29 protein-coding genes and 1 pseudogene are annotated in these 26278 nt (G+C 57.5%); 9 read left to right on the forward strand and 21 right to left on the reverse strand.

The features are described 5' to 3' along the window. Positions 1 to 93: 93 nt before the first annotated feature. From F8N44_RS15100 to F8N44_RS15110, 3 genes are all read left to right on the forward strand, one after another. Positions 94 to 1293 carry a YbfB/YjiJ family MFS transporter gene (locus F8N44_RS15100; protein WP_150650846.1) on the forward strand — a complete coding sequence of 400 codons (1200 nt, stop codon included), beginning with the start codon at positions 94 to 96 and terminating at the stop codon, positions 1291 to 1293. A 61-nt stretch (positions 1294 to 1354) separates the two neighbouring features. Beyond that, the gene (locus F8N44_RS15105) at positions 1355 to 2353 is read left to right on the forward strand and encodes an NAD(P)H-quinone oxidoreductase (protein ID WP_150650847.1); all 999 of its coding nucleotides are present in this window, start codon (positions 1355 to 1357) and stop codon (positions 2351 to 2353) included. A 111-nt stretch (positions 2354 to 2464) separates the two neighbouring features. Continuing rightward, a complete protein-coding gene (locus tag F8N44_RS15110; protein ID WP_150650848.1) occupies positions 2465 to 3409 on the forward strand; it encodes an alpha/beta hydrolase in 945 nt (314 codons plus the stop codon). Here F8N44_RS15110 and F8N44_RS15115 read toward each other — a convergent pair. Then, a complete protein-coding gene (locus tag F8N44_RS15115; RefSeq protein WP_150650849.1) occupies positions 3406 to 5217 on the reverse strand; it encodes an ABC transporter ATP-binding protein in 1812 nt (603 codons plus the stop codon). The genes F8N44_RS15110 and F8N44_RS15115 overlap by 4 nt on opposite strands. A gap of 225 nt (positions 5218 to 5442) precedes the next feature. On the opposite strand from F8N44_RS15115, the gene F8N44_RS15120 reads away from it, so the two are divergent. Next, positions 5443 to 5862, forward strand: coding sequence for a VOC family protein (locus tag F8N44_RS15120; RefSeq protein WP_150650850.1), 420 nt, complete (start codon positions 5443 to 5445; stop codon positions 5860 to 5862). A 51-nt stretch (positions 5863 to 5913) separates the two neighbouring features. On the opposite strand, the gene F8N44_RS15125 is transcribed toward F8N44_RS15120, so the two are convergent. The 5 genes from F8N44_RS15125 to F8N44_RS15145 all read right to left on the reverse strand — a co-directional run bounded on the left by F8N44_RS15125 (position 5914) and on the right by F8N44_RS15145 (position 11342). After that, a complete protein-coding gene (locus F8N44_RS15125) occupies positions 5914 to 6243 on the reverse strand; it encodes a hypothetical protein (RefSeq protein ID WP_016987808.1) in 330 nt (109 codons plus the stop codon). Positions 6244 to 6394: 151 nt separating this feature from the next. After that, positions 6395 to 7420 (reverse strand): RNA 3'-terminal phosphate cyclase, encoded by a 1026-nt coding sequence (gene rtcA, locus F8N44_RS15130; protein ID WP_150650851.1) that lies wholly within the window; start codon positions 7418 to 7420, stop codon positions 6395 to 6397. A gap of 8 nt (positions 7421 to 7428) precedes the next feature. Further along, entirely contained in the window at positions 7429 to 8217 is a 789-nt protein-coding gene (locus F8N44_RS15135) for a nucleotidyltransferase domain-containing protein (protein ID WP_150650852.1), read from the reverse strand. A 15-nt stretch (positions 8218 to 8232) separates the two neighbouring features. After that, positions 8233 to 9459, reverse strand: coding sequence for an RtcB family protein (locus tag F8N44_RS15140; protein WP_064120146.1), 1227 nt, complete (start codon positions 9457 to 9459; stop codon positions 8233 to 8235). Positions 9460 to 9794: 335 nt separating this feature from the next. Further along, positions 9795 to 11342, reverse strand: coding sequence for a TROVE domain-containing protein (locus F8N44_RS15145; RefSeq protein ID WP_150650853.1), 1548 nt, complete (start codon positions 11340 to 11342; stop codon positions 9795 to 9797). Positions 11343 to 11545: 203 nt separating this feature from the next. Between F8N44_RS15145 and rtcR the strand changes: the two genes are divergently transcribed. Further along, positions 11546 to 13147: an RNA repair transcriptional activator RtcR gene (rtcR, locus tag F8N44_RS15150; RefSeq protein ID WP_150650854.1), complete on the forward strand. Its 1602-nt coding sequence runs from the start codon at positions 11546 to 11548 to the stop codon at positions 13145 to 13147. A 99-nt stretch (positions 13148 to 13246) separates the two neighbouring features. Further along, positions 13247 to 13525, forward strand: coding sequence for a hypothetical protein (locus F8N44_RS15155; protein ID WP_150650911.1), 279 nt, complete (start codon positions 13247 to 13249; stop codon positions 13523 to 13525). A gap of 7 nt (positions 13526 to 13532) precedes the next feature. Here the strand turns inward: F8N44_RS15155 and F8N44_RS31330 are convergent, their stop codons facing one another. Further along, on the reverse strand, positions 13533 to 13763 hold the full coding sequence (locus tag F8N44_RS31330) for a hypothetical protein (RefSeq protein WP_191630895.1): 231 nt from the start codon (positions 13761 to 13763) through the stop codon (positions 13533 to 13535). Positions 13764 to 13804: 41 nt separating this feature from the next. On the opposite strand from F8N44_RS31330, the gene F8N44_RS15165 reads away from it, so the two are divergent. Beyond that, positions 13805 to 14362: an NADAR family protein gene (locus F8N44_RS15165; protein ID WP_150650855.1), complete on the forward strand. Its 558-nt coding sequence runs from the start codon at positions 13805 to 13807 to the stop codon at positions 14360 to 14362. Between the two features lie 97 nt (positions 14363 to 14459). Here F8N44_RS15165 and F8N44_RS15170 read toward each other — a convergent pair. Next, a pseudogene (locus F8N44_RS15170) lies at positions 14460 to 14576 on the reverse strand (YceK/YidQ family lipoprotein); the annotation flags it as partial. A gap of 1261 nt (positions 14577 to 15837) precedes the next feature. Here F8N44_RS15170 and F8N44_RS15180 point away from each other — a divergent pair. Beyond that, positions 15838 to 17064 carry a hypothetical protein gene (locus F8N44_RS15180; RefSeq protein ID WP_150650857.1) on the forward strand — a complete coding sequence of 409 codons (1227 nt, stop codon included), beginning with the start codon at positions 15838 to 15840 and terminating at the stop codon, positions 17062 to 17064. Positions 17065 to 17226: 162 nt separating this feature from the next. Here F8N44_RS15180 and F8N44_RS32215 read toward each other — a convergent pair whose 3' ends face one another. The 13 genes from F8N44_RS32215 to F8N44_RS15245 form a co-directional block, all read right to left on the reverse strand. Then, complete coding sequence (locus tag F8N44_RS32215; RefSeq protein WP_412071515.1) at positions 17227 to 17373, reverse strand: hypothetical protein; 147 nt, start codon at positions 17371 to 17373, stop codon at positions 17227 to 17229. Next, positions 17373 to 17795 (reverse strand): cell wall hydrolase, encoded by a 423-nt coding sequence (locus tag F8N44_RS15190; protein WP_150650858.1) that lies wholly within the window; start codon positions 17793 to 17795, stop codon positions 17373 to 17375. Before F8N44_RS15190 ends, F8N44_RS32215 begins: the two co-directional genes overlap by 1 nt. A 59-nt stretch (positions 17796 to 17854) precedes the next feature. Further along, positions 17855 to 18223 (reverse strand): tail fiber assembly protein, encoded by a 369-nt coding sequence (locus tag F8N44_RS15195; protein WP_150650859.1) that lies wholly within the window; start codon positions 18221 to 18223, stop codon positions 17855 to 17857. Further along, positions 18220 to 18573, reverse strand: a complete 354-nt coding sequence (locus F8N44_RS15200; protein WP_150650860.1) for a hypothetical protein — start codon at positions 18571 to 18573, stop codon at positions 18220 to 18222. Before F8N44_RS15200 ends, F8N44_RS15195 begins: the two co-directional genes overlap by 4 nt. A 3-nt stretch (positions 18574 to 18576) precedes the next feature. After that, entirely contained in the window at positions 18577 to 19182 is a 606-nt protein-coding gene (locus F8N44_RS32040) for a hypothetical protein (protein WP_150650861.1), read from the reverse strand. 25 nt (positions 19183 to 19207) lie between these two features. After that, positions 19208 to 19870, reverse strand: a complete 663-nt coding sequence (locus F8N44_RS15210) for a hypothetical protein (RefSeq protein ID WP_150650862.1) — start codon at positions 19868 to 19870, stop codon at positions 19208 to 19210. Next, complete coding sequence (locus F8N44_RS15215) at positions 19867 to 20223, reverse strand: hypothetical protein (RefSeq protein ID WP_150650863.1); 357 nt, start codon at positions 20221 to 20223, stop codon at positions 19867 to 19869. The genes F8N44_RS15210 and F8N44_RS15215 overlap by 4 nt, the downstream gene beginning before the upstream one ends. Before the next feature lie 3 nt (positions 20224 to 20226). Next, positions 20227 to 23502 (reverse strand): host specificity protein J, encoded by a 3276-nt coding sequence (locus F8N44_RS15220; protein WP_150650864.1) that lies wholly within the window; start codon positions 23500 to 23502, stop codon positions 20227 to 20229. A gap of 58 nt (positions 23503 to 23560) precedes the next feature. Further along, positions 23561 to 24169 (reverse strand): tail assembly protein, encoded by a 609-nt coding sequence (locus F8N44_RS15225; protein ID WP_122843581.1) that lies wholly within the window; start codon positions 24167 to 24169, stop codon positions 23561 to 23563. A gap of 42 nt (positions 24170 to 24211) precedes the next feature. Further along, positions 24212 to 24634 carry a hypothetical protein gene (locus F8N44_RS15230; protein ID WP_150650865.1) on the reverse strand — a complete coding sequence of 141 codons (423 nt, stop codon included), beginning with the start codon at positions 24632 to 24634 and terminating at the stop codon, positions 24212 to 24214. A gap of 2 nt (positions 24635 to 24636) precedes the next feature. Next, positions 24637 to 24963 carry a hypothetical protein gene (locus F8N44_RS15235; RefSeq protein ID WP_150650866.1) on the reverse strand — a complete coding sequence of 109 codons (327 nt, stop codon included), beginning with the start codon at positions 24961 to 24963 and terminating at the stop codon, positions 24637 to 24639. An 81-nt stretch (positions 24964 to 25044) separates the two neighbouring features. Further along, a complete protein-coding gene (locus F8N44_RS15240; RefSeq protein WP_150650867.1) occupies positions 25045 to 25266 on the reverse strand; it encodes a hypothetical protein in 222 nt (73 codons plus the stop codon). A 29-nt stretch (positions 25267 to 25295) separates the two neighbouring features. Then, positions 25296 to 25760 carry a hypothetical protein gene (locus tag F8N44_RS15245; RefSeq protein WP_150650868.1) on the reverse strand — a complete coding sequence of 155 codons (465 nt, stop codon included), beginning with the start codon at positions 25758 to 25760 and terminating at the stop codon, positions 25296 to 25298. A gap of 217 nt (positions 25761 to 25977) precedes the next feature. Between F8N44_RS15245 and F8N44_RS15250 the strand changes: the two genes are divergently transcribed. Next, on the forward strand, positions 25978 to 26181 hold the full coding sequence (locus F8N44_RS15250; RefSeq protein ID WP_150650869.1) for a hypothetical protein: 204 nt from the start codon (positions 25978 to 25980) through the stop codon (positions 26179 to 26181). Positions 26182 to 26278 lie beyond the last annotated feature (97 nt).

Below are 26278 nucleotides of genomic sequence, written 5' to 3' on the forward strand. Positions count from 1 at the left end.
AAATTCGCATCAGCGTGCCGCTTAATCGCTGCATTAACGCAGCAACGATAGCCGATATGCTGAGCGCCATAAACCTTCCACGAGATTGCTGACATGCGCACTCCTAGTCCCACCGGTATCTGGTTGCCGATCTTTGCTGGCCTGTGCGCCAGCCTGGTCAGCATCGGTCTGGCGCGTTTCGCTTACACGCCGTTGATTCCTTCGCTGATTGAAGCGCAGTGGTTTAGCGCCAATGATGTGGTCTACCTCGGTGCGGCCAATCTGGTGGGCTACCTGATCGGTGCCCTGCTCGGCCGCCCGGCAGCGCGTCAGCTCGGCAATAAAACTGCCTTGCGCTTGATGATGCTGATCGTCACCGCCGCATTTTTTGCCTGTGCATTTCCCTTGTCGGTGAACTGGTTCTTCGGCTGGCGGCTGCTGTCGGGGATCGCCGGCGGCGCGATCATGGTACTGGTTGCCGCGACGGTGCTGCCGCATGTTCCGGCGGCGCGTAAAGGACTGGCCAGTGGCGCGATCTTCCTCGGCATCGGTCTCGGCATTGCCGGCTCCGGGACGCTTGTGCCGCCGCTGTTGAGTCTGGGTTTGCAGGCGACGTGGCTGGGCCTGGGGGCTTTGGCCTTGGTGCTGACGGCGCTGAGCTGGTTCGGCTGGCCGTCTGACTTCCCGCACCCGGTCGTTGCACAAGAAACGGTGTCTGCAGAACCGACACCACGCGGTGTGTACTTGCTGTTCGCTCAATACGCCTTTATGGCCGCTGGCCTGGTGCCCGCCATGGTGTTTCTAGTGGATTACGTGGCCCGTGGACTCGGTGCCGGGGCGCACATCGGCGCGTTGATCTGGGTGATGTATGGCTTGGGTGCGATTGTCGGCCCGGTGAGTTATGGCTTCCTCGCCGATCACCTCGGCGCACGGTCCGGCATTCGTCTGGTGCTGGTAGTGCAAGCGATTGCTCTTGGGCTGCTGGCGCTGACTCATTCTTTTCTGGCGTTGGCGTTGCTGGCGGTGATTCTCGGTTCATTTCCGCCCGGCATCGTGCCGCTGGCCCTGGCGCGGGTACATGAACTGGTGCCGGAGCATCATCGCCAGCAAATCGCCTGGAGCCGTGCCACGGTGTCCTTCGCCACGTTTCAGGCGCTGGCTGGTTTTGCCTATTCGGCGCTGTTCAATGCCAGTGTCGGTCATCACGCGTTGTTGTTCGTCATTGCCGCTGGCGCGATCGTCGTGGCGCTGCTGCTGGAGCAGGCCATGAAATGGCTGCCCGCCCCGGTTGAGCCGCGCTGCTGCGCAAATTGAAGGGAATCATTGCGCGCGCAGCACGCTCCCATCTACAGAACTTATGCCAACAGGAATCGATATGTCCCTGCCCAATGAAATGACCCGAATCGAAATCAGCGAACCCGGTGGGCCCGAGGTCTTGCAACTCCGCCGCGTACCGCTGCCAATCGCCGCAGAAGGCGAGGTGCTGATCCGCGTACACGCCGCCGGAATCAACCGGCCGGACGCCTTGCAGCGTGCCGGTAAATACCCGATGAAACCCGGGATGAACCCGATTCCCGGGCTGGAGGTCGCCGGCGAAGTCGTGGCGCTCGGGGCCGGTGTCCGTCAGTTCGCCTTGGGCGACAAAGTCTGCGCGCTGACCAACGGCGGCGGTTATGCCGAATACTGCGCAGTCCCCGCCGGCCAGACCTTGCCGATTCCTGATGGCGTGGACTGGGTGCAGGCGGCTGCGATCCCGGAAACGTTCTTCACCGTGTGGGCCAACCTGTTCGGCCTTGGCGGCGCCAGCCGTGGTCAACGCGCGCTGATTCACGGCGGCACCAGCGGCATTGGCACTACCGCACTGATGCTTTGCCGCGAGTTCGGTATAGAAGCGTTCGCCACCGCCGGCAGCCCGGAAAAATGCGCGGCGATTCGCGATCTGGGTGCTCAAGCAATCAACTATCGCGATGAGGATTTCGCTGAGGTGATCGCCGAGAAAACCTCAGGCCAGGGCGTCAATGTGATCCTCGACATCATGGGCGGCTCGTACCTCAACGGTAACGTCCGCGCCCTGGCGATGGATGGCCGACTGGTCATGCTCGGTTTCCTCGGCGGCGCACGGGCCAACGACTTTGATCTGCTGGCAATGATGGCCAAACGCGCAGTCATCACCGGCTCCCTCTTGCGCGCCCGTACCGCGGCAGAAAAAGCCGAGATCGCCGCTCAACTGCGCGAGCACGTATGGCCGGCACTGTCTGCCGGGCGCTTACTGCCGATGATCGACAAGGTCTACCCACTCGCCGACGCCGCTCAGGCTCATGCGCACATGGAGGCTGGCGACCATATCGGCAAGATCGTGCTGCAGGTCGTGTGAATTTTGCAGCATTTGGTAATCGTTGCGCCGGGGCGGTGGTCGAAAAACTCACGCGCAGACCGAGGCATCTGGTAAAAAGCGTTCTTTGTCTGCGCCTTGGTGAAACGTTTAATGTTCCTGACCTTCATGACGCGTCTGCGCCGCCGCCGTTTGGCGTTCGCCTGCATGGCCGCGCTGATAATCGGCGTGCCGACCAGTTGTGCCGTACTGGAACACACCGAACGCAAATTGCTGTTTCGCATCGAACCGGGCACCGCCGGTTGGTATCGCGGCTTGCCCGGCAGCGTGCAGGAACTCGACCTGCAGCCGAAGAGCTTCAAGGCCGGGGAAAACATTCATGCCTGGTGGTGGCCGGCAGAAAAAGCCAATGCGCCGGCCATTCTCTATCTGCATGGCGTGCGCTGGAACCTTACCGGGCAGTTGTTCCGCATCGAACAACTGCGCGCGGCGGGTTATTCAGTGCTGGCCATCGACTATCGCGGATTCGGCAAAAGTCACGGTGATCTGCCATCGGAAAGCAGTGTTTACGAAGACGCGCGGGTGGCGTGGGAGCGCTTCAAACTGCTGCAACCGGATCCGGCCAAACGCTTGATCTACGGACATTCCCTCGGTGGCGCCGTGGCGATCGATCTGGCCGCTGAACTCGGGCAGACCGCCGCTCGGGATCATTCCGCGTTACCGGTGCGCGGACTGGTGATCGAGTCGACTTTCACCACGCTGGCGGATGTTGCCGCGTCCGTGGCCAACACTTCGCTGCCGGTGCGCTGGCTGCTGTCGCAAAAATTCGATTCGATCGACAAGATTGCCGACATTCACATGCCGCTGCTGGTGGTGCACGGTCTGGCTGACGCTTTCGTGCCACCGCGTTTCAGCGAACAACTGTTCAATGCCGCGCAACAACCCAAGCGCCTGTTGCTGGTGCCAGGCGCGACGCACAACAACAGCATGGCGCTCGGCGGGCAGAATTATCGCAAGGCGCTCGACAGCCTTATGCAAAGCAAGCCCGCACCTCGGGTGGCCGGGCCGGCAACCGTGCGCAGCGGGCGGGACACTTAACGGTAACCGCGAGCCTGCAAATCGAACAGTTGCGCGTAATGCCCCGCAGCGGCGACCAGTTGATCGTGGCCGCCCTGCTCCAGAATCCGGCCTTGTTGCAGGACGATGATGTGGTCGGCATTGCGCACGCTGGAAAAACGATGGGAAATCAGCAACGTCATGTGACCTTCACTGTGCTGGCTGAAATGCTCGAACACCGCCGCTTCGGCCGCCGGATCAAGGGCGGACGTCGGCTCATCGAGGATCAGAATGTCGGCCTCACGGCGCATGTAAGCGCGGGACAAGGCAATCTTCTGCCACTGCCCGCCAGACAATTCCTGGCCACCGGCAAACCAGCGTCCCAGTTGCGTGGCATAACCCTTATCGAGCCCTTCGATGAAGGGAGCCGCCATGCCTTGGGCGGCGGCCTCCTTCCAGCGCTGCGGGTCGTTGAACGCCAAGGTATCGCCGACGCCGATGTTTTCTCCGACGCTGAACTGATAGCGGATGTAGTCCTGAAAAATCACGCCAATCCGCCGACGTAACGCGGTCTCCTGCCAATCCTGCAAATCGCTGCCGTCGAGCAGGATGCGCCCTTGATCGGGGCGGTAGAGCCGGGTCAGTAACTTGATCAGTGTGGTCTTGCCTGAACCGTTCTCTCCGACCAACGCCATGCTCTTGCCTGGCACCAGTTGCAGATCAATGTTTTCCAGCGCTGGCCGACTGGCACCCGGATAACGGAAACCGACGTTCTCGAAACGCAAACCATCGCCCGGGCAGACGCCGACCGTCAGGTGACCTGTATCAACCTGAACCGGTTCGGCCAGGTATTCATAAAGACTGGTCAGGTAGAGGCCGTCCTCGTACAGGCCGCTGATCGCACTCAGACTACTGCTCACAGCGCTTTGGCCTTGCTTGAACAGCACCAGATACATAGTCATCTGGCCGAGGCTGATCTGGCCATGTACGGCATCGATCACCACCCAGGCATAGGCAAGGTAAAACGCCGCAGTTCCAAGCAGACCGAGGCCAAAACCCCAGCCGTCGCGCCGCAGTGTCAGGCGCCGGTCTTCGGCATACAGCCTGGCGAACGTGTCGCGGTAGCGTTGCAGCAACAACGGTGCAAAACCGAACAGCTTGACCTCTTTGATATAGGTCTCGTGGGACAGCAAGGTTTCGATGTAATTCTGCTGCCGACTCTCCGGCGCGCGGCGGGTGAACAGGCGAAAGGCGTCACCGGAAAAATGCGCCTCGGCAAAGAACACCGGCAACGCCCCCACCACCAGCAGCGCCAGCGCCCAAGGCGAAAAGTGCACCAGCAGCACACCAAAGCTGATCAGCATGATCAGGTTCTGAATCAAGCCCAACGACTTCATGACCAGCGCCAGTGGCCGGGTCGACGCCTCGCGACGGACACGCACCAGTTTGTCGTAGAACTCGGAGTTCTCGAACTGCACCAGTGACAGGGTCTGCGCTTTTTCCAGGATCAGCGTATTGACCTTCTGCCCCAGCTGCACCCGCAACAGCGACTGCTGCACCGACAGTGCCCGTTGTGTGCCGGACAACAGCGCCAATACGCCGGCCTCCAACAAAACGTAACGCAACACTGGCCACAGCGGCGCACTGCCGTGTTGTGCGTGCAACTGCATCGCCGCCACCACGGCATCAACAATCCGCTGGCCCAACCATGCCGCCAGTGCCGGCAGCAATCCGGCAATCAACGTTGCCAGCACCAGCCCCAGAAACAAGCCACGCGATGTCCCCCAGACCAAGCGCAAGGCTCGCTGCGCCTGATCGAACAAGGAGGTGAAACGCGATAGATCAGGCATGGGGCGATGGACTCGGCAGGCGATGGCGGTGCGTTATGGTACTCCAGCGCTACGCGATGAACTCCAAACGACGAGCGCGTTATTGTCGACGTGCTTTTCAGAACAAAAACATCTGGGAGACTCAGGCCTTTCCGGCGTCCAACGCTCTGCTATGTTTTAACCGCCCTACGCGGAACCCGGCGCCCCCCCCGCCACCCTCCGCGCCTGACTGCCGGGAGCAGAGACATGAGAATCGACCCGTACCTGATCTTCAATGGTGACTGCCGGGAAGCGTTCACCTTTTACGAGCAAGCTTTGCAAGGGAAGCTTGAGGCGATGATGACGTTCGGCGAGACACCCGCCGCCGAGCATGTACCCAAAGAGCATCACTCCCTGATCATCCATACCTGTCTGAGGTTCGGAGACCAGATGATCATGGCCTCGGACACCACGCCCGACCGCCCGACTCAGGGCATGAGCGGCTGCTCGATTTCGCTGAATGTCGACAGCATTGCTGAAGCTGAGCAGGTGTTTAACGCTCTGGCCAAGGACGGTCGCATCGATATGCCGCTGGAGGCGACTTTCTGGGCGGTGCGCTTCGGCATGCTGGTGGATCGTTTTGGCGTATCGTGGATGGTCAATTGCGAAAGCGAAAAACAACTCTGACATTTCGTCAGGCATGAAAAAGCCCAACCTGAAAAGATTGGGCTTTCTGCGTTATCGCTGGGCCAGTTCGTGGCGCACACATTGCTCGTAGTAGGTCTGCTTGACTGCCGCAGGCTTGAGCTTCGACGTGCTGTTGTAGGTTTGCTCGGTAATCCCCATCGCGGTCATGCGCATCCATGGCTGCTGGAAGCGGCGCACCTGCAGTTGTTTGCGTGCGCCGTACAGCGAGACGCCCGACAACTTCGATTGCTGGGCACCAGCAGCAATGTCCGAGCCCCAAGTGCAGGCAAAGCGATGGCTTTTGCTCAGTTCTTTCGCCTGCACCCCCACCGCGAAAACAGCCAGGGAAAGCGTTGCAACGGTGATGACAATCGTCCGCATAGAGCTAACCTAACCTTTTGAAAAAAGGCGATTTTGCCGGGGAAGCAGAAAACCGGGGGCCAGCAATTTGCCGCCTTTCGCGAGTTTTTTACGGACGTAAAAAAGGGCGGTGGGATTTCCTGATGAAATCCCACCGCCCCTTGCCTGACGATCAGTGGGTGCTAACCTCAACGCGCAATCGATCAGCGCCCTCCTCCCGACAATCAATGCGAACCGGTAAAAACAGCGCAATCACCGCGATATTGCTGTGCAGATGCTCGGTCATGCGCGGCGTGGTGAACGAGCCGCCACCGGCCAGCGCCATTGGCAACAGCAACTGATCGGCAAGGTGCTCGGCGACTGCAGCACCACTGCGCAACCAGTCGGCGGCCTGATTGATCGCGGCATCGGCGACCTTTTCAGCCCGTAGCGACACTTGGCCAAACGCGCTGAACACTTCGGTGACGTGCTCGAATGCGCACTCCAGCAACAACACATTGCCCGGCCCCCGCGCCGGATCGAGCGTGACATGTTGCAGTGCCGCAGGCGGCAAACTCAAACGCTTGGCCACTTGGCTCAACTCACGCTCGGCCACCGTCGGTGCCAGCCCGGCGGTCAGCGCCGATGCGTGCTGCGATATCGCCTCGCCGCGTTCACACAGATCCAGCCGAGTCAGCTTCGACGGCTGTACGTGCACCTCAATCTCACCGCCGCCTGCCGGGACAAATCCATGTCGCAACAAGTCCAGCTCGACGTTGGCGCCCATACGCCGCAGCAGCGGCAGCCAACTGCGCGTGAGGAAATCGGTCGGCGGCGCCAGCGGGTTATGCGTGCCACCCGAGATGCGCACCCGGCTCGCCTGCGGAGCCTGCAACAGCGCCGGCAACAAGGTCTGCAACACCAACGTGCAACTGCCAGCCGTGCCGATGGCGAACTGGTAATCGCCAGAGCGAATCGCGCCGGGTTCAAAGCTCAACGCTTGCGAGCCCAACTGCGCACCGGAAACCGTCGCGCCGCAGACCTCGGCCGCCGCCATGACGGCCGTCAAATGTTGCCTCAGCAGTCCCGGACGGCTGCGTTTGGCGCGGATCTGTTTAATGCGAAACGCCCGGCCTGTCACCATCGACAGGCTCAAGGCACTGCGCAACACCTGGCCGCCACCGATGGCACCGTCCAGTTCTATCACTTCCTGTTTCATTGCATTCCTTACGCGTACAAACCGACGGTTTCCCTGAGGTACCGATCCAGGCGTCGCGAATCTTCCGAAGTTCTGAGTAATGTGGGCACTTCGCGCTCAAGCTCGGCGGCGATGAACCCTTGCAGCGCCGGACGACGCGACCCGTAGGCGCTCTCGTCGGCATAGCGTTTAAGGGCCAGCAATTCGTCGACTTCGGCGAGCAGCGCGCGGTCGTCGACCGTGGTCAGCAGGTCGGCGAACGTCATCGGCGGCCGCCCTCGGCCTTGGTCGATCCAGCGCACCGCCAGCAGCGGCCGCAGCACGTAGAAGTACTTTTTGAAACGGACGGTTTCACCTTGCAGGTAACCGCGAAAGTTCTTCTTCGCCATCGACAGATAGTGATTACGCGCCGCGGGCGGGCTGTAGAACAGTTCGGCGAGTTCGCGCAGTTGTGCCACCTGCGCGGTTTCACTGCGATAAACCAGCGGCGAGTCGAGCCACTCCAGCAAGGTCGGATTGGATTTGCGCAACAACCCGAGGGTCTTGCGCAGTTCCCAGCCACTGACGTCGAGCTCATCGTCCAGCGGACGTTCGATCACATCTCGCGGCGCATCGACCTGGACGAACCACTCGGGCTTCTCCACATAAACAAACCGCACGTCGTAATCGCTGTCGGTCGAGGCAAAACCCCAGGCCCGGCTGCCTGACTCACAGGCGTATAACACCGTGACATTGCGTTCACGCTCTATGCGCGCCAGCTCTTCCAGTACCCTCGCACGCATCGTGGCGCACAGCGGATGACGCTCTTCCAGTTCCATGACCTGCTTTTCCTTTTATCCTTTGACGCACACCACCTGACGCAAGGTGTGCAGCACTTCCACCAGCTCACGCTGGGCGTGCATGACTTTGTCGATGTCCTTGTAGGCCATCGGAATTTCGTCGATCACCGCTTCATCCTTGCGGCACTCCACGTGGGCAGTGGCGCGAATCTGATCCTCGACGGTAAAAGTGTTCTTGGCCTTGGTACGGCTCATGGTGCGACCGGCGCCGTGGCTGCAGGAACTGAACGACTCTTCGTTGCCCAGACCACGAACGATGAAACTCTTGGCGCCCATCGAGCCCGGAATAATCCCCAGCTCGCCCTTCTTCGCCGACACCGCGCCTTTGCGGGTGACCAGCACCTCTTCACCAAAATGCCGCTCTTTCTGCACATAGTTGTGGTGGCAGTTGACCGCTTCCAGCGCCACTTCGAACGGTTTGCGAATAATCTGTCGCGTCGCCTGAATCACCGCACGCATCATTAGTTCGCGGTTCTGTTTGGCGAAGTCCTGCGCCCAACCCACCGCTTCCACATAATCATCAAAGTGCTGGCTGCCTTCTTCGAAGTAGGCCAGGTCACGGTCCGGCAGGTTGGCGATGTGCTGACGCATATCCGCCTGAGCCATCTGGATGAACAGGTTGCCGATGGCGTTGCCGACACCGCGCGAGCCACTGTGCAACATGAACCAGACCCGGTTGGCTTCATCCAGGCACACTTCGATGAAGTGGTTGCCGCTGCCGAGCGTACCGAGGTGCCCACGGTTGTTGGTGTTGGCCAGTTTCGGGTACTTGTCGGTGATCAATTTGAACCGTGGCTGTAACCCCGCCCAGGCCTGATCGGCCTGCTGCGGGATTTCATCCCAGGCGCCCTTGTCGCGTCGCGAGCGGTTTGAACTGCGGCCATGGGGCACCGCTTGCTCGATGGCGCTGCGCAGACCGAGCAGGTTGTCCGGCAAATCAGCGGCGGTCAGCGACGTGCGCGCGGCGATCATGCCGCAGCCGATGTCGACGCCGACCGCGGCCGGAATGATCGCGCCGACGGTCGGGATCACGCTGCCGATGGTCGAGCCCTTGCCCAGGTGCACGTCCGGCATGACCGCCAGATGCTTGAAGATGAACGGCATTTTCGCGGTGTTCATCAATTGCTCGCGGGCCTCGTTTTCCACCGGGACGCCTTCGGTCCAGAGTTTGATCGGTTTGCCGTTGGCGACTTCGAGCAGTTGGTAAGTGTGTTCTTTCATGTCTTCATTCTTTATTCATGGGCCGATGATTCGGCGTTGTTCTATAAGTCGCAGCGACAAAAACACAGGCACTGTGGCTCTGCCAGTTGAGCCCCCGTTGCCGGGGCGGGAGTCGAACCCGCTTTCCGATGTAGTACCTGTCGCATTCGCTGCCAATAACTGCAAAAAAGTGGCACGACAAAAGTTGATGACTGTTGCGCGTTGCCGCGCTCCGGAGTTAACCGGCCTTGGATGTACAGCCATCAGGCATTCGTGCCGTCACTGGCGCTGACAAGGGCTTGATGAGACGTCTTGGATGTAGTCCCATCGGCATTCAGCGCCGGTGATCAATCAATTCATGACGCGCTTTCGATCGCCTCGACCCAGTGCTGCGCACTGTATTGGCCGCTGGTGAACTGCTCGATCACGTCGAACACCGCATCGCTGAAACCGCCGACATTCAAGATGTCATCACGATACGCTGCCTGTGTTGCATGGCCTGGCTGGATATCGATGCACACCAGTCGGGCCTGTGGGTTGAGCTTCTTGATCCGCTCCCATTGCCGCATCGTCTCGCTGGCGCCGCGACGCTGCGCATCGATCCACGATTCGTTGTCCGAGACCATGATCAACGTATCGACCCTGGCCTGGCTGTCCGCCAACCTCTTCAGCGGTGCCGAGCAGTTGGTGCCGCCGCCAAAAATCCCGGCGAGCTTCTCGGCGTTGCTGATCACACTGTCACGCGGGTTGAGCTGGATACCTACCACGTTGATCTCGAACGGCATCACCCGGGCAGCCGGCTGCTTGCGCAATACCGCTGCAGCCACCAGCGCCGCCACGTCGATGCAGCGCACCTGCGAGGTCGCACCAGGGCGATAACCGGTTACCGGGCTGCCCATCGAACCCGACACATCCGGGCAAACCACCACCGCGCCCTCAAGCGTGGGCACGTTGGCCAGCGACAACTCCAGCGCCTCCTGCAAGGCGTCGCGGATCGCTGCCGGGGTGTTTTCACCCATCATCCGATAAGCCGCCAACAACTGGTACGGATACACCCGCGCCTTCGCCACTTCCTGTGGATCGGCCAACCGCGCCGCAACATATTCGATGCAACCCGGTACTTCAAACGCGCCGTGGCGCGCCAGGCTGTTGAGGTTGATGCGCAATCCCTGCCAGCCCATGTTGCGGGCTTGAGTGGCCCATTGCTCCTTGCTCAGTGTTTCGTTGCCGAGCAACTGAAACGGCACCGCCGGCACTTCATCACTCGCGCCGCTGCGAAACGCCAGCAAATCGCGAGTCAGCTCCGGCAAGGCCTTCGCCTCCACCGGTTTACCGATCAACCAGGCGAAAAACGCTTCGCGCCACGCTTCGGCAGGTTTGGGGTGAACCATCTTCACCACGTCCGCCAACGACGGTTGATTGCCGATCGACGCTTGCAGCAGTTGCCGCTCGGTCGCGCTGTTCAGCCAGTTCTGCACCAGACGCTTGGGTTGCGAGCCAAGGGATTTACGCCCGGTGGCACCACTACGGAGGATCTGTACAAAGTTGCGCAGCATCTTGCCGCTGTCGATCACTTGCTCGAAAACCTCTGGCACCAGACTTGAACGCTGCGCGGTCAATGCCGCCAGTAACAATGCTGGCATGTCTTTCATGTGACCCTTTTGGCGAGCGTAGATCGCGGTTTTCGCCACGAAACGACTGTCGAGCTCGGCCACCAGCTTCAGCACTTGGTCCAACTGACTTTCTGCGGAGGCGTAGAAGGTCTGGTTCAGGCAACCAGTCACTGCCAATTGCGCCAGTTGATGCTTCGGGCTGTAGGCATAAGCGCTGGCACCGGAAGCATTCAAGGTATCGCAGGCCGACAAGTGATTGGATTGCGTGTTGAAGAGATTTGAGTTGGCCATCTTGGCGTCTCGCTGTGTTGTCCTGTTCGTTGCGATAGGTATTGCAGCGGCTGTGCCAGCTTTTGATTTCTTTTCGAAAATATTTATATCTTGTTGATTTATATGGTTTTTATTTATTTTTTGGTTTCTGTTAAATGAATCGACGACAAACCCCTCACCGAATATTTATCATTGGATATCGTTTTTTATCTTTTGAGATAAGCATGCCAAACAAGCAAACCGTCGCCATCGGTTTTATCGGCGCCACCCTCGATCGCGTCGGCAAAGGCGCCAATCGCTGGAGCCATTGGCGCCCCAGTGTTGGCTTGTGCCAACAGCAGGACGTGCTGATCAACCGGCTCGAACTGATTCACGGCATCGACGCCCGCGACGTCAGCCTGGCTGAGCGGGTGCGCGCCGACATCCAGCAGGTTTCGCCGGAGACCGAGGTGCGCTTGCACCCGATGTCACTGCGCAACCCATGGGATTTCGAAGAGGTCTACGGTGCGCTGCACGACTTCACCACCGCCTACGATTTCGACACTGAGCGCGAGGACTACCTCGTCCACATCACCACCGGCACCCACGTCGCGCAGATTTGCTGGTTCCTGCTAACCGAGGCGCGCTATCTGCCGGCGCGGCTGATCCAGACCTCCCCGGCCAAGCGCAACGAAAGCGATCACGCCATTGGCACTCATGCCCTGATCGATCTCGACCTGTCGCGTTACGATCGCATCGCTTCGCGCTTCGCCAACAAGCGCCTCGAAGGCCTGGAGTTCTTGAAGTCCGGCATCGCCACACGCAACGCCGCCTTCAACCGCTCGATCGAGCAAATCGAACGCGTGGCCGTGCGCTCGAAGGCGCCGATGCTGCTGATCGGCCCGACCGGCGCCGGCAAATCCTTCCTCGCCCGACGCATCTACGAACTCAAACGCAGCCGCCATCAAATGCAGGGGCGCTTTGTCGAGGTCAACTGCGCCACCCTGCGTGGCGATGGCGCGATGTCGGCGTTGTTCGGCCATGTCAAAGGTGCCTTCACCGGTGCACAGAACGCTCGCGACGGCCTGCTGCGCGCTGCCGATGGCGGCATGCTGTTTCTCGATGAGATCGGCGAACTGGGTGCAGACGAACAGGCGATGCTGCTCAAGGCGATTGAAGAAAAACGCTTCTTTCCGCTGGGCTCGGACAAGGAGGTCGAAAGTGATTTCCTGATCATCGCCGGCACCCACCGCGACCTGCGCAGCCGAGTTGCTGACGGCTTGTTCCGCGAAGACTTGTACGCGCGCATCAACCTGTGGACGTTCGACCTGCCTGGCCTCGCCGGCCGCCGCGAGGACATCGAACCGAATATTGATTTCGAGCTGGAACGCCACGCCCGCGAACACGGGCAACTGGTGCGCTTCAACCTGGAAGCCCGGCGCAGTTATCTGGCGTTCGCCAGCTCTCGTGAGGCGGCGTGGTTGGGCAACTTCCGCGAACTCTCCGCCTCGATCACGCGGATGGCAACCCTCGCCGACAGCGGGCGCATTGATGAAGCACAGGTACAGGAAGAAATTGATCGGCTGCGCTACGCGTGGGGCTTGGCGCAACCGCAGGCGATTTCAGAAGAGTTACCGGGAGATGCCGAAACCATGGACCTGTTTGACCGCTTGCAATTGAAGGCAGTGATCGAGGTGTGCCGGCAGGCGGACAGCTTGTCCGATGCCGGCCGCCGGCTGTTCGGAATATCGCGCCAGGCCAAGGCACAACCCAATGATGCCGATCGACTGAGGAAATACCTTGGCCGGTTCGGGCTTGAGTGGAGCCAGATCGTCGACCTCACGTGATGAGAACGGCAGCAATTGACCGCCCGTCCAACCGCGGGCACCTTCGCTCGCCGGGTGCTTCCAATGATCACCATCCGCTTCGACCGGAAGACAACCATCATGAACAGCAAAATTGCAGCGATCACCCTGGCCGGCCTGCTCTCGGCCTGCCCGCTTTTCGCCTCGGCATCCGGGCAGGCAGCTGACGAGTCTGCCGCGCCACCGACCGCGCTTCCCGGCGTGAATCAGGCCGGCAAAGCTCAATCCAACGCAGACAAGGCCGACAAGAAAGGTGAAGAGGCTTCGGGTTCAAACTCCGGCGCCGAGTCGCATGAAACGGCGAAAGATGCAGCCACTTCAAGCGACTCGGAAGACCTCGGTAAATCACCGAAACCTTGATCAGGCTCTACAAAGGTGGCGGCTGCACATCCTTGAATGTCAGCCCGACACTCCCGGTGATTTGCCACGGGTTGCCAGCGCCATGCTCGCTGAACGACACAGGGTCGAACAGCGAATCCTTCAACCCGTCGATCTGCGCCTGACCCGGCAGACGCCTCAAGGCGAAGAACACTACCGCCAGGTATTGGGCCCACTGGATTAGTGTCTGGGCGATATTGCGTATTGCCCTGACACGCACAGCAACTGTAACGTCGAACGTCAGTTACCGAGGAAATCTCATTGCACGACTCTAAACTTCTCGAAGATCTACGCGCTCGCTTCAACGCCGGAGAGCCTCTGGATTTCACTTTTTTCTGGGGACACCAGCGAAGCAAGAACGCCGTCACGGCTTCGTGCTTCAGCCAGTGGTACGAAGCCGAATTCGTTGTCGAGGGACAACGCTACCCGACAGCCGAACACTTCATGATGGCCGAGAAGGCAGCGTTGTTCGACGATCAGGAAATTCGTGCACAAGTGCTGCAGGCCCCGACCCCGAACGCCGCCAAAGCCCTCGGCCGCAAGGTGCGCGGGTTCAACGACCAACTCTGGCTGCAACACCGATACGACATCGTCGTCCAGGCAAACCAAGCCAAGTTCTCCCAAAACCCGGAGCTGGACGAATACCTGATGCGCACTGGATCTCGGGTGATTGTCGAAGCGAGCCCGGTTGATACCATTTGGGGAATTGGGCTCGCGCAGGATCACGCAGATGTGAACGATCCGAATCTGTGGAAAGGCCTGAATCTTTTGGGGTTTGCACTGATGCAAGTTCGGGACGGCAGGGTCGGATCATCCTGAGTTTTATCGGCGGTGGCGTCAGAAACGAAAATCCTTGGCGCATGCCATGGTTTTTCTACGGGACTTTTATACCGCTTTAAGTTGCACTCGCCGCAAGTCATAGATTGCAGGTGTATTGATATTCGAAGGGGAAGAATACTGTATCGATCACCCATGAAAATGGCGCGTCGATCAGTAAAAAGGGAATCAACTTGCCTTTGGATGTACCGGCCAACGTAGAGCCCTACGCCGACTACCGAGGCCGATCGTAAGGACAATGAGAAATCTTAACCAGACTTGAATTGGCAAGATGCATGAAGCACGCAGGGGAGGATGCAGATCTGATGGACTTTATTGATTTTCTGGGGAACCTTTGCAGCGCATTCAGTAACTACCAAGGCTATGAAAAGCCTCGCCGGGTGTTTACCCGAAGATTCGTTGCGTTCTGCGTATTTGTGGTTGTGTTTGAGCTGATTGCGCTGAACTTGTACTACGCATAGTCAGGATTGAATTTGAAGGGCTCAGCAAAGATCACCTGGCCGGAGCGAATTCAGATCTTATTAAAGAAATTAACGTGTAGTTTTTGCGCAGGCACAAAAAAGCCGATCTATATGATCGGCTTATGTGTCTGATTTTACTCAGGAATTATGGTCGGGACGGAGTGATTCGAACACTCGACCCCTAGCACCCCATGCTTGCAGGAGTGCGAAAAAGCTATACGGAACAGTCCTTTGGAACGGCGCCCACTGCAATCGATGCCTAACCGTGACTAACCGTATTTCACGAATCCCCGCAAAAGTCCCTACAGGCTTTCGACCAGAAAGTCCCTGCTCTACGGCGTCCTGCCGACCGAACACCAATCCAAAACCCTACAGCTCGTCGCCTCACCCTCGCCTGCCTGCCTCGCCTCGATTACTGTATATAAAGCCAGTAATCAGCAAGGCGTTTCCCGTGGCCCCCTCCGATATCGAAAATACCGAAGACTGGCTCGGCTGCCCGACGCCGATCGAAACTTGCCGGCACCAGTTGGCCCTCTACGAAAATGAGTTTGAGGAGCTGAACCTTCAGCTGCAACAGTCCAGGGAGCGGATATTCAAGCTGGTTGAGATGCACGCTGCCGCTTCGGCCGAGTGCGATAAACTCAGATCCCAATTGAGTGCCGCGAAGTCAGAAGCAGTTGATGCCAGCAGGCTGCTCTACCCGATATCGAAACTAAGAGCAACTCGGAACTCATGGCGAAGGACAGACACATCTCCCACCTAGCGATAGCAATTCAGACACTAAAAGTAGAGAACCCGCATGCGCACTCATTTCCCCATCAGGAATCGTAAATCCTAAGCCGGGCACGTCCCACAGGATCAGGAGAAACTAATCTCAGTCTATCCATCCCGAAGGAGCGAACGGTTAACCTTGGCTTATAACCGCTGTCGCGTATACACTCGCCGCATAAATTACCGCACTTTTACAAGATAGTTAATTTGAAAAGGATACTGTCGATGGCGATGATTCACACTGGCGGGCCGACAACTGAAAGAAAACATCAGAACGAATCACAGGCACGAATCAAGAATTATATTTCATACGCAGTTTTGTTGACGGCGTGCGTGCTTTTATTCGTGCCGCTTATTAGCTCTCTTTCTGCAATAGGTGGTGATTATAAGCTACACCTGCAATGGGCTGGCGAAATAGAAACAAGTCACATAATAAACCTCCCGCACCCTCTCTATCACATCTTGGCAATACTGGTTAAGACAGCACTCGCCACAAATTATATACAAGCATCAACAATAGTAATTGTTGCGTCAATTTTCTTTCTTGCGATATTGAATTACAGAATCCTTCTTTCGCACACTTCGCCGTCCATCGCGACGGCGTTTTCTCTATCGCTACTGATCATCACTCCTATACAGCTTTTTTATTTTACAGATCATCATCTATATTTTGGCTACATAGGCATTAGCATCTACCACAGCCCCACCATGCTGTTGTTGAAGCCATTATCTTTATTGGTCTTTTATTATACCCTTAAGTCCTCAGATGGTTCATCCATCAATAAGTGGCCTATCGGCGTAGCTCTAGCTTTATCCTTGTTTTTTTGTGGCATCTCAAAACCAAACTTTTTGATAGTGGTTCTACCTGCATTTCTGGCATTTTTACTTCTTACTGGAAAATTCAAGCTGACATTAAGTCGCGCACACATTTATTTATGCTTCTTCCTACCGATCCTAACAGTGCTTAGCCTACAGTTTTTCCAAACATTCGTACTTCAAGATATTTCAAAAGTAACGAAAGACGCTGAAAACCACATTGTTTTCATGCCATTTGAAACAGTATCCCATTACTCAAGTTACTTGTTACCAAAGCTACTCCTATCCATAACTTTTCCTCTTTCGATATTCTTGCTCTACCCGAAGCAGTACATAAAAGATAACGAAGTCATCTTCGCTCTACTCTGTCTTTTTATCGGGGCTACATTTATGTACTTTTTCGCCGAAAGCGGGGGCAGAATGTACCATGGGAATTTCTGGTGGAGCGGACAAATCGGGCTCTACCTGACGTTTCTGTTTTCGGTATCCTTTCTTTTAAAGAACTTCGACACCCTTACACGAACCAGATATGAAAAAACAAAGTACGCGATCTGTTTTTGTATATTTTTCCTGCATTTTTTATCCGGAGTATTTTTTTACAACCAGGAGCTATTCTTCTATTCCAAACACTGGTAGTTATATTTAAAAATCGATACTTTAATATCGTCTTTAACATAGGAGTGACACGCCGGCAGCGCGATCACTCCACGGTCCCCGGTGTCGGTGATGGCGATAATTTGTTGAGCATGCGCCGGGGCAAGTCGGGCGCGTACGGCTGCGCGGTGGCAGCGGCCTGGGTCAGTTGGTTGGGGGGGCGGTGTTCAGTCGCGCCTGCTCTGCCAGTTGCCGGCCGTAGCGCCAGTCCTGATACTGCCAGGCACTGCCGAACCCGGCGACAACCAGCGCCAGCGCCAGCGCCCCGAGAAGGCGCCACGGAACGACCATCACGGCACATCCTTGAAGAACACGTGACCGCCAAGCTTGAGCGTCTGCTTTGCCATCGCCGTCCAGGCCGGTGCCTTGATGCTGGTGGCGTAGTAGTGCGTGGCGCCGCCAGTTGGGTCAGACACCTTGCCGTCGATCACCTGGTCAGCAGCGATCCGACATTGAGCCAGCTCGCGGAACGGGATCTGTTTCACTCCGACCAGGAATTGATAGTTCGGGTCGGTCTTGTTCCAGCAGCTGAACTGGTACGGCTTCTGGCAGACGCCGGCGTAGCCCTCGCCCCACCACGACTTTTCATTCCCATCGAACACGCGGTTGCGGATCGTCCAGGCTACTGCGACCTGGCCGGCAGTGCCTTCGCCTCGCGCCTCTCCCCAAATCGTACGGGCGAGGATGTCGCGGTCTTTCTCAGTTACAGGCATATCTTTTCTCCAGGCAAAAAAAATCCCGCTCACTGGCGGGTTTCGGTGTTCGGGTCAAGTCAGATCGTGTATGGCTCGCTCAGCAACGGCGCGGCGATGATTTCCGGGATCGGTGGCTCGACTGGCCATACCGGCGCCTGATACCAAGTCGGCTGCACCGTGACCTTGCCCAATGCGAACTTGTACGTTTTCCACGCCTTCAAGTTGAGCAGCAATGCGGTCTGTTCGGCTTCGTCCTCTGCGGTTGCCTCGCCGATATCGATGCCGAAACCGATCGTATCGACACGATCCTGAATGCGTGCGATCTGAGTGACAGCTTTCGCATTTCTCGCTGAGAGATCAGCCTTGGCCGAGCTCAGTTGGGCAGCTTGAATAGCTGCATCCTTCATCGCCTTTGTGTTGAGTTTGCTCCAGTCAATATTGCTCATTCGTCAGGCCCTCCGTTGATCGATGTCGCGTTGGGTGCGGGGGGCATGGGCTCGGGCAGTGGTTGCGGAAAGGCAACCGAACCATCTGGAACATCTACCAAAGGCACCGGGAACGCCTGTTCTGGACTGTAATTCGAGGGAAGCGGGAGTATCAGTGTCAGCTCAATTACACCGTTAACTCTCTCGATCTTATCCATGAACCAACTTGAGCTGACCGCAGTAGCTGGCAGGGTGTCACCTTCGCCGATTGGCGAGAAATCGAAATCTTCGCCATTAATGTTCAGGGTGTCACCAAGCCGGATGACCTCCAGCGTTTCAGGCCGCCCCTGTGGTATCAGATTGATCTTCATTGATTAAACCTTCCATCTGCCGATGCCGATGATGTCAACGACCACAACCGCGTTAGAGAGCGACGAGGGAGCGATGACGATAAATGAACCAGTACTGGATGCCGTAACGGCCGACTGCCGACCCACCCATAATGCAGCGACCGGCCCATTGCTTACGCTCAGCGACAACTTTGGAAGATCCCCGACAAATGTTTGAGGGAAGGAAATTGCAGCTGAACTGCCATAAAACAAAGCGCCGTAAACGGTAGTGATGTTCAGCGCGATAGTGCCGCGATGTTGTGTGATCATTGTTCCGTCAGCAAACTTGGTCCAAATACCGGTGGCACTACTTCCAGTCTCGATAATGGCGTTGTTCGACATCAGGCCTACAGCGTCCACTGTCGAAGCTGACCCAAGGCCAAGGCCGGTGCGCGCCGTGGCTTGAGTCGTTCCTCCCGTCCCTCCCTGGGCTACTGGTAGTGATGCAGGAAGAGTACCCGGACTGCCGCTAGCCCCAAGCGCTGCATAAATCTCGTCGATATTGCTTTGTGTCTTGGTGAACGCACTGCGCGGCGTATCACCGCCCACGCCTGTAGGCGCAGTGCCGAGATTAATCGTCTGCTTTGACATGTTTGTCCCTTTATCGATGGTCGGATTAGGCCGTTAACTTGGCGCAAAGAAATGGGCGGTGGCCTTGATCGGTCCACGCGACGAAAGCGAGGCTGTACATCATTATTCGGTTGTTCACGTAATCAACGCCGAGGGCGCACCCGCCGCCCACGCCGCTGTTGTGGCAATTCATAGTGAATGGATTCAGGGAGACGTACTCCCCGACACCTAGGCTTTTAGAAATTCCCCACAGATACCGGCGTCCAACGCCTAGCTCTTCAGTGCCGAGATATGTCCAATTGCCGGCGGCATAGGTCACAACAACAGCCGGGGCGCCACTGTCATAAACAAGCGCGGCGTTTTGATCCCACAAACGCAGCCCATACGAAGCGGTTCCCATGGAAGCCCAAGCGGCCACGAAGTACTGGCCGCTCAAAGTCTCGTAGACCTTTGATGCGTTCATCGAAAAACCGGTCCAGTTCCCCGGTCCACCGGTAAACCACGCAGAAATAGGCACCTGGATCGGCCCACCCTGATCTGGCCGGATGAAAACTATCGGCGGGTCTTGGCTTGTAATCGCTCGGGCAAACACTGCCGATGCAGTGGCAACCCCTGAATATGACCCTTTGGTAAGCATGCAGAGACGTGGAGCCTCTGAATCGATCTGAACCAGAAGGCCGTCATTGATGCTTTGAAATCCATAGCTCATGCGGCGAACCTGATGGCGTATCCCTTGGCTACAATCCGTGTCTGAGTCGTGCCGGCAGGGGATGAAGGGTTTTTCGGAAGGACGACCACCTGGCCAGAAGATGTCGTGACATAGGGGTATGACTTGGCGTTGCCGCTGCCATCTGTTTCCGATGACTGCACGTCCTGAGCCCTCGTCGGAATGATCATGAACACGCAGTTGGTCGGGTTGAATCCGGGGATGCTGATCGTGTAGCTGGGCGTTGTTCCACTGAAGTCGATAACGCCCTGCCAGATCACTTGGTAGGTGGAGCTGTTGGTGTCCATGGCGAGCTGACCACTCTCGTCAAAAACGCGTAGGCCGAATGTAGCCATTGGTTACCCCAGATAGCCGAGACGAACACGCAGCACGTTGTTGGCGTCGTAGACCGAGACATTCAGTGAATTGATCACCAAGCGCCCCTGCCCTGGAACGATGCCGTTAATTTCGAGTGTGCCGTCTTTATTCAGAATCCAGCCTTGTTGGCCGGCGATGTAGTTGGTGGAACTGATGTAGCTGCCGATCTTGGCGTTGGTGATTGTGCCGTCAGCGATGAACGCAGAACTGATGAACGTCTGGCCGTTTTGCACGACAAATGGAACTGCTAGCGGCCCACCGGTGATGCTGTTCACGACCGCGAAGCGATCCGCACTCACGATGAATTGGCTTTGCAAACCCGCCGGGCCGTTCTCGATGCCCAAGCCGATGCCCGCGGCGACGTATCGACCGTTGGAATCGATCTGCATCTTTACAGACCACATGGCCGACGCCTTGCCATCCAACGCAACCTGCGCCTGACTGACCTGCTGAATGACCGCGCTGTTCTTGCCCATCTCGACCTGGACGGTGTCGACTTGCTTGCCGATGGCGACATCACCCTCGATCACTGCCGACTGCAATGACCAGACGCCGACAAAGGCTTGAGTCGAGCCTGCGAAACCTTCGGTTTCACCAGCGAGCGGTGGATTGACCTGCGCGAAGACGCCGTCGACCTTCTCCGAAATCGCATCAACTTCGCCAGTTACAACCTGAATTCGGTTGTTGACCGATCCCGGGAGATCAGCCGGGCCATCAATGAGATTGATTCGATCGCCAAGGTGCTGGCCGAGCGCAGAGTCGCCGATCTGTCCGGAGAAATATTTCTCATACTCGGTTTGATCAGAGCTTGCTTGTCTATTGACACCGATCCCCTCCGGATACCACGGCCCGATGTTTCCCGTCCGATCGATGAGGCGCGCCCAGAAAAAGAAGCTCGCTCCCGCCAGGATGTTTTGCAGTTCGTGCGATGCCTGCGGATAGGCGAAGTCACCGAGCTTGATCGCATCATCGCGAGAGGTCGTTTTGCTATACCAGATCTCGGTTCGCTGGGTGTCCTCTGCGCCTGGTGGGAAGCCCCACGCCATCCGGATGCCGTAAACAAGACTGGTCGGCATCAGGTACGACACAGCCGGCGGTAATCCTTCCTTTCCCTTGAGGTTGGTCAGGATCGAATTACGCCAAATCGACGAGATGTCGAACGCGCTCACCGCTCGGACACGGGCCACGTAGGCGCCGGCGTAGATGCCGACCACGTCGACGTTGGTCATGCCGGTGCGTTGCAGCTTGATCCAGTTGCCGCTGTCCTTGCGCCATTCGATGTCATAGCCGACCGCACCATCCACGGCCGGCCAGCTGATGGTCATTGTGGCCACGGCCAGACCCTGCACCACCGATGAAGTCGCCGACAGCGAAACACTCGCCGGCGCTGGCACAACGGTGATAGGGATCACGCTGATCGGGCGCTCTTCCAGTCGTGCGCCGGTGTCGATGAAAGCGAATTTGCTCGGTTCGAATTGCAGCGCGCTGATTTCGTAGTCGCCTTCGGTGGTGCGCTTGGTGCGCAGTACGCGGTACAGCGGAATGGCCAGATCATCGGCATCAAGCGCCCATTGCAACTGCGCGACCGGCGGTTCGCTATAGGCGACAGTGACCGTAACGGCGCGGCCGTTGACGCTCTGCACGGTGCGACCTTCGGCGCGTCCGCCCGGCAGGTTGATGATCAGACGATCACCGGCCTTGGCCTGGGTGTCGCGATCGAGGGTGATCACCCGCCCCGCCACCGCCGAGATCCGGCCGCCGACTTCGCGGCCCGCCAGCAAAGAGTCAGCCACAGGGATGATGTGACCCGGTAGCGGGATCACACCTTCCATGCCGGTCTTGAACGACACGGTGCGGTCCTGGTTGTTGCTCAAGATCGCCCACTTGCCACGGCGCTGAGCCTCGGAGGCGCGGGTGCAGCCAATGGCGCTCAACTCTGTCGGGCGGTCGCCGTAGCGGCGTTGCAGATCCAGGTCAGCGAACGGAATGACGTCGGTGTCGTAGTTGTTCGCCGGGTTGTCGTAGCTCACCAGCGCCCGGGTGTAACGCGTCTTCGCCGAAGCGCTGCCATAGGAGAACTTGCCATCGATGACGTTGGCACGCGTGAAGACATAGTCGAAGTCCTGCGCGCGCGGCATGTCCGCCTGCATCACCAGTTGCCCCTGCGCCCAGTAGGTCATGCCTCGGTAAATCGCCGAGATATCACGCAGCAGCGACCAGGCATCAGCCTTGCCCTGCAGGTTCATGTCGCAGAGAAAGCGTGGTTCCTGCCCACCGAGTCCGTTCGGCACCAGCTGGTCGCAATACTGGGCGATTCGGTACAGCTCCCACTTGTCGACCATGAACGGCTTGATGCGCTTGCCCAAGCCGAAGCGGTCTTCAGTGCAGATGCCGTAGGTGATCCACGCCGGGTTATTGGTCCAGGCCGATTTCATCGAGCCGTCCCACGTCCCTGTATAGGTGCGCAGGATCGGGTCGTAGTTGCTCGGCACCATCCAGCGGCGGGCCTTGCACTTCACGGTGACGGCAGGAATGTTGGTGAACTGCTCGGCGTCGAATTCGATGTAGAGCAGCGCGGTGTTCGGGTAGCGCAGCTTAGCGTCGATGACTTCGGTGTAACCGGCCACCAGCATGGTGTCGGCGATCTTGTTGGTGTTCTGGTTCGGTGTCAGGCGGCGCACGCGGATCTGCCAGCCGGTAGTGGCGTCCGGCAGATCGATGCGGCGCGAGCGCTCGTAGCGCGTGGTGGTTTTTCCGTCGACCGCATCCACCAGCACCTGCTGATAGGAGCCGCCATCGGTGGCCACGTCGATCGCGTATTCGATGCGGTAACCGCCGACGTTACCCTGGTCATCAGACCGTTGCAGCGCTGGCCAAGCCAAACGCATGCGCACGGCGGAAAGCTGGGTGTTCGTGATCGAGCGCACCCATGGCGAATCGCTGCGCAACTCGATGTTCAGCGACGTCTCGTTCTCCACCGATGGAATGCCCGGGATGTAGGTCTGATCCACCGAACCCGGGCGCCAGTCCCACTTCACGTTCGGGAAGTTGTAGTTGCCGCTCGCATCGCGGATCGGCGTGTTATCCAGATAGATGTCGTAATCGGTCGGAACGCTGTCGAACTCACCCTCGCCCACGGCGATCAGCAGCTTGGCCAGGTTGGTCGAGCGCAGGCTGTCGCTGGCTTCGGTCGGCGATTTGGGCTTGCTGCTGCCGCCTTTCTCACCGTGGATATCGATCTGTGCTGCTGCGCCCATGCTTTCCTCCAGGCATAAAAAAACCGCCTCGCGGGCGGTCGGTGTGCTGCTGTCCTGATTACACTTTGTCTTCAGCCAGGATCGAGGCCGAGATGATCATGCCGCCCCACCGGCGCTCGCCGATGCAGATCGGTACCGGGTTGCCGCTGGCCGTGGTGTTCTTGGCACTGCCGAAGGCGTAGGACGGGGAGTTTTCAGGGGAAGCGCTTTGCTTCAGGCCTGAGGCTTGGGGGCTGAGCATTTGGATCACGCCGCCGATCGCCATCGACGCGCCAGCCGCATACAAAAACGGCGATGCGGCTGCAAACGGGGTGAATGACAGTACATATGCTGCGGCGATCATCACTGTACCGATGATTGTTTGCAGCCCGCCGGCGCGCTTGCTCCCCGCAATCACCGGAACAATGCGGATTTCACGCGTACCGCCGAGATCGAATCCGTCCATCCCAATGTTTGCGCGATTCCGGAAGATCGCAAACTTCAGTCCAAGGCGCTCCAGTCGTTTAATTTCCTCGGCGAACCCATCAATGGTCGCATTTAGCGCGCGGAACACTTCCACGGCGGATCCGCCGTCGAGAAGGAATTGCTTGCTTCGAAAAAACTTCTTGGCGAGCGAACCGGACAGCATCACTTTCGTCATCGGCGTGTAGGTAATTGCTGAGCACATGCCATTCTCCAGGCAATAAAAAACCGCCCGAAGGCGGTCTGTTCAGAGGGTCGTGGGCAGTATGTCGATCTGCCCATCGCCTCCGGTGAAAACTCGGTATTTCTTGACCGCTCCGTCTTTCACGATCGCTTCCCGCTCCACTCGCGCAGCCCCCATCGAGCAGATGCCAGAGCCGGTGTAAGCCGCGCCGACTGAAACCGAATCCGGCGGCAGGTAGAACGATGCTTTCTGGCCCGGCTCGAGCTTGGCGGCCTGTTTGCCATCGATAAAAACTGCCATCGCGCAAAGGCTACCGGTCTGCCCAGAGTCACGGATCACTTGCAGTGTCCCATATGCCCCTGTTGGCTTGGCCTGGTATGCCGAAAGCTGACTAGCCGGCGCCTGCTTGGCCTCACTGGAAGGCGTTGGCGAAGTTGCACACCCCGCCAACAGCGCTACCGCGAACGCCCCTATCACAATCCGCATATTTACTCCTTATGGTCTCGCACGCTGAAGGTGAAGAAATAGAACGAAATTTTTCCGTCCTCGATATCCCTTAACTCGTAACGGATTCTATCCAGACCGCGGTCGATGCGAGTTACGACGAGGTCCATGAATTGGGTTAGTCCGCCCCCGAAGCCGCTTAGGTTCAGTGAGCTGACATCATGAAAAATAGCCGTCACACCCTCGATTTCTGGATCTTCCGAGGAAGACATAGTCAGGCTGAGGCTGTACTTGAAATCCACCATTTCGAGCTTGATCGCAGCTACGCAATTGTGCTCGAAAAGGAGTTCGTTTAAGAGAGGCAACTCCATTTATGACTCCGATTGCAGATCGGCTGAAGCACGCAGCGCTACTACTCCAATACCAGTTCCAGTTGCGCTCGTGATTTCGAGTCAGGGAACGACCTTCTCATCGAAAACTATTTGATACTGTTTTCTACCAGTACCCTCAAGAAGCTCCTTCAGAGCTTGGGCTCGACGATCTAAGCAGGCTTTAAAACCTGAGCTTTCAGGGGGGCCGAAATCTAAGCAAGGGTCACGATTATCAAGTGGTTGCCTCTTGTGGGAGCACCCCAACAGAAGCGCTACCGCCAGCGCTCCTACGATCAATTTCATGCAGGTCACTCCTGTGGGAAACAATGAAGTCAAAATTCGTATCCTGCAACGCTAATGATCAGATCCACACCTGGATGCCCAGCACTAACATAAAAAGTTCGAGGCTCTTCAAGCCTCACTTCAGCCATACCTGATTCGCCAGAATGAATAGTGTGAATCCAGCCATTTTCGAATGCCGAAAACCTGATTTGAAGAGGGAGCCTGGTGTCAGAAGCGGTCATCTGATATTTGAGAGTTGCTTTAATTGCATTGTACGGCAATGCGTCAGTGACGACTTTAATGAACTCCCCCCATTGTGGATCTACACGAATTGAAGCCTGCCGCGCCGTCTCATGGGTCGCCTTAATGGTGTCAGATATTCCTTTCCCAGTTAGCTGCGTTCCGACGAATCCGGAAATAAGCCCAAGAAAAGTGAAAATTACCGCAAGAATCCCGCACCAAAACGAAAATATCCCGAGCCTATCTCCTAACCCCATCGCCATAATCGTATCCATTCATTGGTAGTCCGCGTGATCACTAGCCCGGACTCATTAGAAAACAGTCGACGCGGGTTGCCCAGAATAATTTCATCTGTACGAATCACCAGTATCGCCGCGCCTCCCTGCGATAGTAGCCTCTTGCCCTCACGCAACGGATTCCCCAGTCCTTTGCCTGCAAGCCCAAGGACTGGGATTGCGCCAATTTCGGCGCGTTTATGACCTGGAGGTCAAAATGGCAAAAAAACCTGAAAACGCCGGAAAGGCTTGGAGCGCGGCTGACGTAGCCGAACTGAAAAAACTGGCCAAAGAAAACACTCCAACCAGGGTAATCGGACTAAAACTAGGCCGGTCAGAGGATTCTATCTACTCGAAAGCTGCAGAAGAAAATGTAAGCCTCAAACCGACGAACCAGTCTCCTTACAATCGCCAGAAGTAAGGTAGGCAACGCTTGATTCATATGCCTGGCGCTGTTCATGGCTCCACTCATGATCATGCTCCGCTAGAGAAAGCGCCATCGAGTCCAGGCACTTGAG

The organism is Pseudomonas fluorescens (assembly GCF_902497745.1).
In the GTDB taxonomy this organism is placed as follows: domain Bacteria; phylum Pseudomonadota; class Gammaproteobacteria; order Pseudomonadales; family Pseudomonadaceae; genus Aquipseudomonas; species Aquipseudomonas fluorescens_BM.

Coding starts and splice junctions, on each gene's coding strand:
- F8N44_RS32215 (WP_412071515.1), bottom strand. CDS start 17,373: ATGGTCGTTCCGTGGCGCCTTCTCGGGGCGCTGGCGCTGGCGCTGGTT.
- F8N44_RS15200 (WP_150650860.1), bottom strand. CDS start 18,573: ATGAAGATCAATCTGATACCACAGGGGCGGCCTGAAACGCTGGAGGTC.
- F8N44_RS15210 (WP_150650862.1), bottom strand. CDS start 19,870: ATGAGCTATGGATTTCAAAGCATCAATGACGGCCTTCTGGTTCAGATC.
- F8N44_RS15195 (WP_150650859.1), bottom strand. CDS start 18,223: ATGAGCAATATTGACTGGAGCAAACTCAACACAAAGGCGATGAAGGAT.
- F8N44_RS15215 (WP_150650863.1), bottom strand. CDS start 20,223: ATGGCTACATTCGGCCTACGCGTTTTTGACGAGAGTGGTCAGCTCGCC.
- F8N44_RS15190 (WP_150650858.1), bottom strand. CDS start 17,795: ATGCCTGTAACTGAGAAAGACCGCGACATCCTCGCCCGTACGATTTGG.
- F8N44_RS15135 (WP_150650852.1), bottom strand. CDS start 8,217: ATGGAACTGGAAGAGCGTCATCCGCTGTGCGCCACGATGCGTGCGAGG.
- F8N44_RS15240 (WP_150650867.1), bottom strand. CDS start 25,266: ATGAAATTGATCGTAGGAGCGCTGGCGGTAGCGCTTCTGTTGGGGTGC.
- F8N44_RS15140 (WP_064120146.1), bottom strand. CDS start 9,459: ATGAAAGAACACACTTACCAACTGCTCGAAGTCGCCAACGGCAAACCG.
- F8N44_RS15110 (WP_150650848.1), top strand. CDS start 2,465: ATGTTCCTGACCTTCATGACGCGTCTGCGCCGCCGCCGTTTGGCGTTC.
- rtcR (WP_150650854.1), top strand. CDS start 11,546: ATGCCAAACAAGCAAACCGTCGCCATCGGTTTTATCGGCGCCACCCTC.
- F8N44_RS15120 (WP_150650850.1), top strand. CDS start 5,443: ATGAGAATCGACCCGTACCTGATCTTCAATGGTGACTGCCGGGAAGCG.
- F8N44_RS15155 (WP_150650911.1), top strand. CDS start 13,247: ATGAACAGCAAAATTGCAGCGATCACCCTGGCCGGCCTGCTCTCGGCC.
- F8N44_RS15245 (WP_150650868.1), bottom strand. CDS start 25,760: ATGGATACGATTATGGCGATGGGGTTAGGAGATAGGCTCGGGATATTT.
- F8N44_RS15100 (WP_150650846.1), top strand. CDS start 94: ATGCGCACTCCTAGTCCCACCGGTATCTGGTTGCCGATCTTTGCTGGC.
- F8N44_RS15105 (WP_150650847.1), top strand. CDS start 1,355: ATGTCCCTGCCCAATGAAATGACCCGAATCGAAATCAGCGAACCCGGT.
- F8N44_RS32040 (WP_150650861.1), bottom strand. CDS start 19,182: ATGTCAAAGCAGACGATTAATCTCGGCACTGCGCCTACAGGCGTGGGC.
- F8N44_RS15250 (WP_150650869.1), top strand. CDS start 25,978: ATGGCAAAAAAACCTGAAAACGCCGGAAAGGCTTGGAGCGCGGCTGAC.
- F8N44_RS15220 (WP_150650864.1), bottom strand. CDS start 23,502: ATGGGCGCAGCAGCACAGATCGATATCCACGGTGAGAAAGGCGGCAGC.
- F8N44_RS15180 (WP_150650857.1), top strand. CDS start 15,838: ATGGCGATGATTCACACTGGCGGGCCGACAACTGAAAGAAAACATCAG.
- F8N44_RS15230 (WP_150650865.1), bottom strand. CDS start 24,634: ATGCGGATTGTGATAGGGGCGTTCGCGGTAGCGCTGTTGGCGGGGTGT.
- F8N44_RS15125 (WP_016987808.1), bottom strand. CDS start 6,243: ATGCGGACGATTGTCATCACCGTTGCAACGCTTTCCCTGGCTGTTTTC.
- F8N44_RS15145 (WP_150650853.1), bottom strand. CDS start 11,342: ATGGCCAACTCAAATCTCTTCAACACGCAATCCAATCACTTGTCGGCC.
- rtcA (WP_150650851.1), bottom strand. CDS start 7,420: ATGAAACAGGAAGTGATAGAACTGGACGGTGCCATCGGTGGCGGCCAG.
- F8N44_RS15225 (WP_122843581.1), bottom strand. CDS start 24,169: ATGTGCTCAGCAATTACCTACACGCCGATGACGAAAGTGATGCTGTCC.
- F8N44_RS15115 (WP_150650849.1), bottom strand. CDS start 5,217: ATGCCTGATCTATCGCGTTTCACCTCCTTGTTCGATCAGGCGCAGCGA.
- F8N44_RS15235 (WP_150650866.1), bottom strand. CDS start 24,963: ATGGAGTTGCCTCTCTTAAACGAACTCCTTTTCGAGCACAATTGCGTA.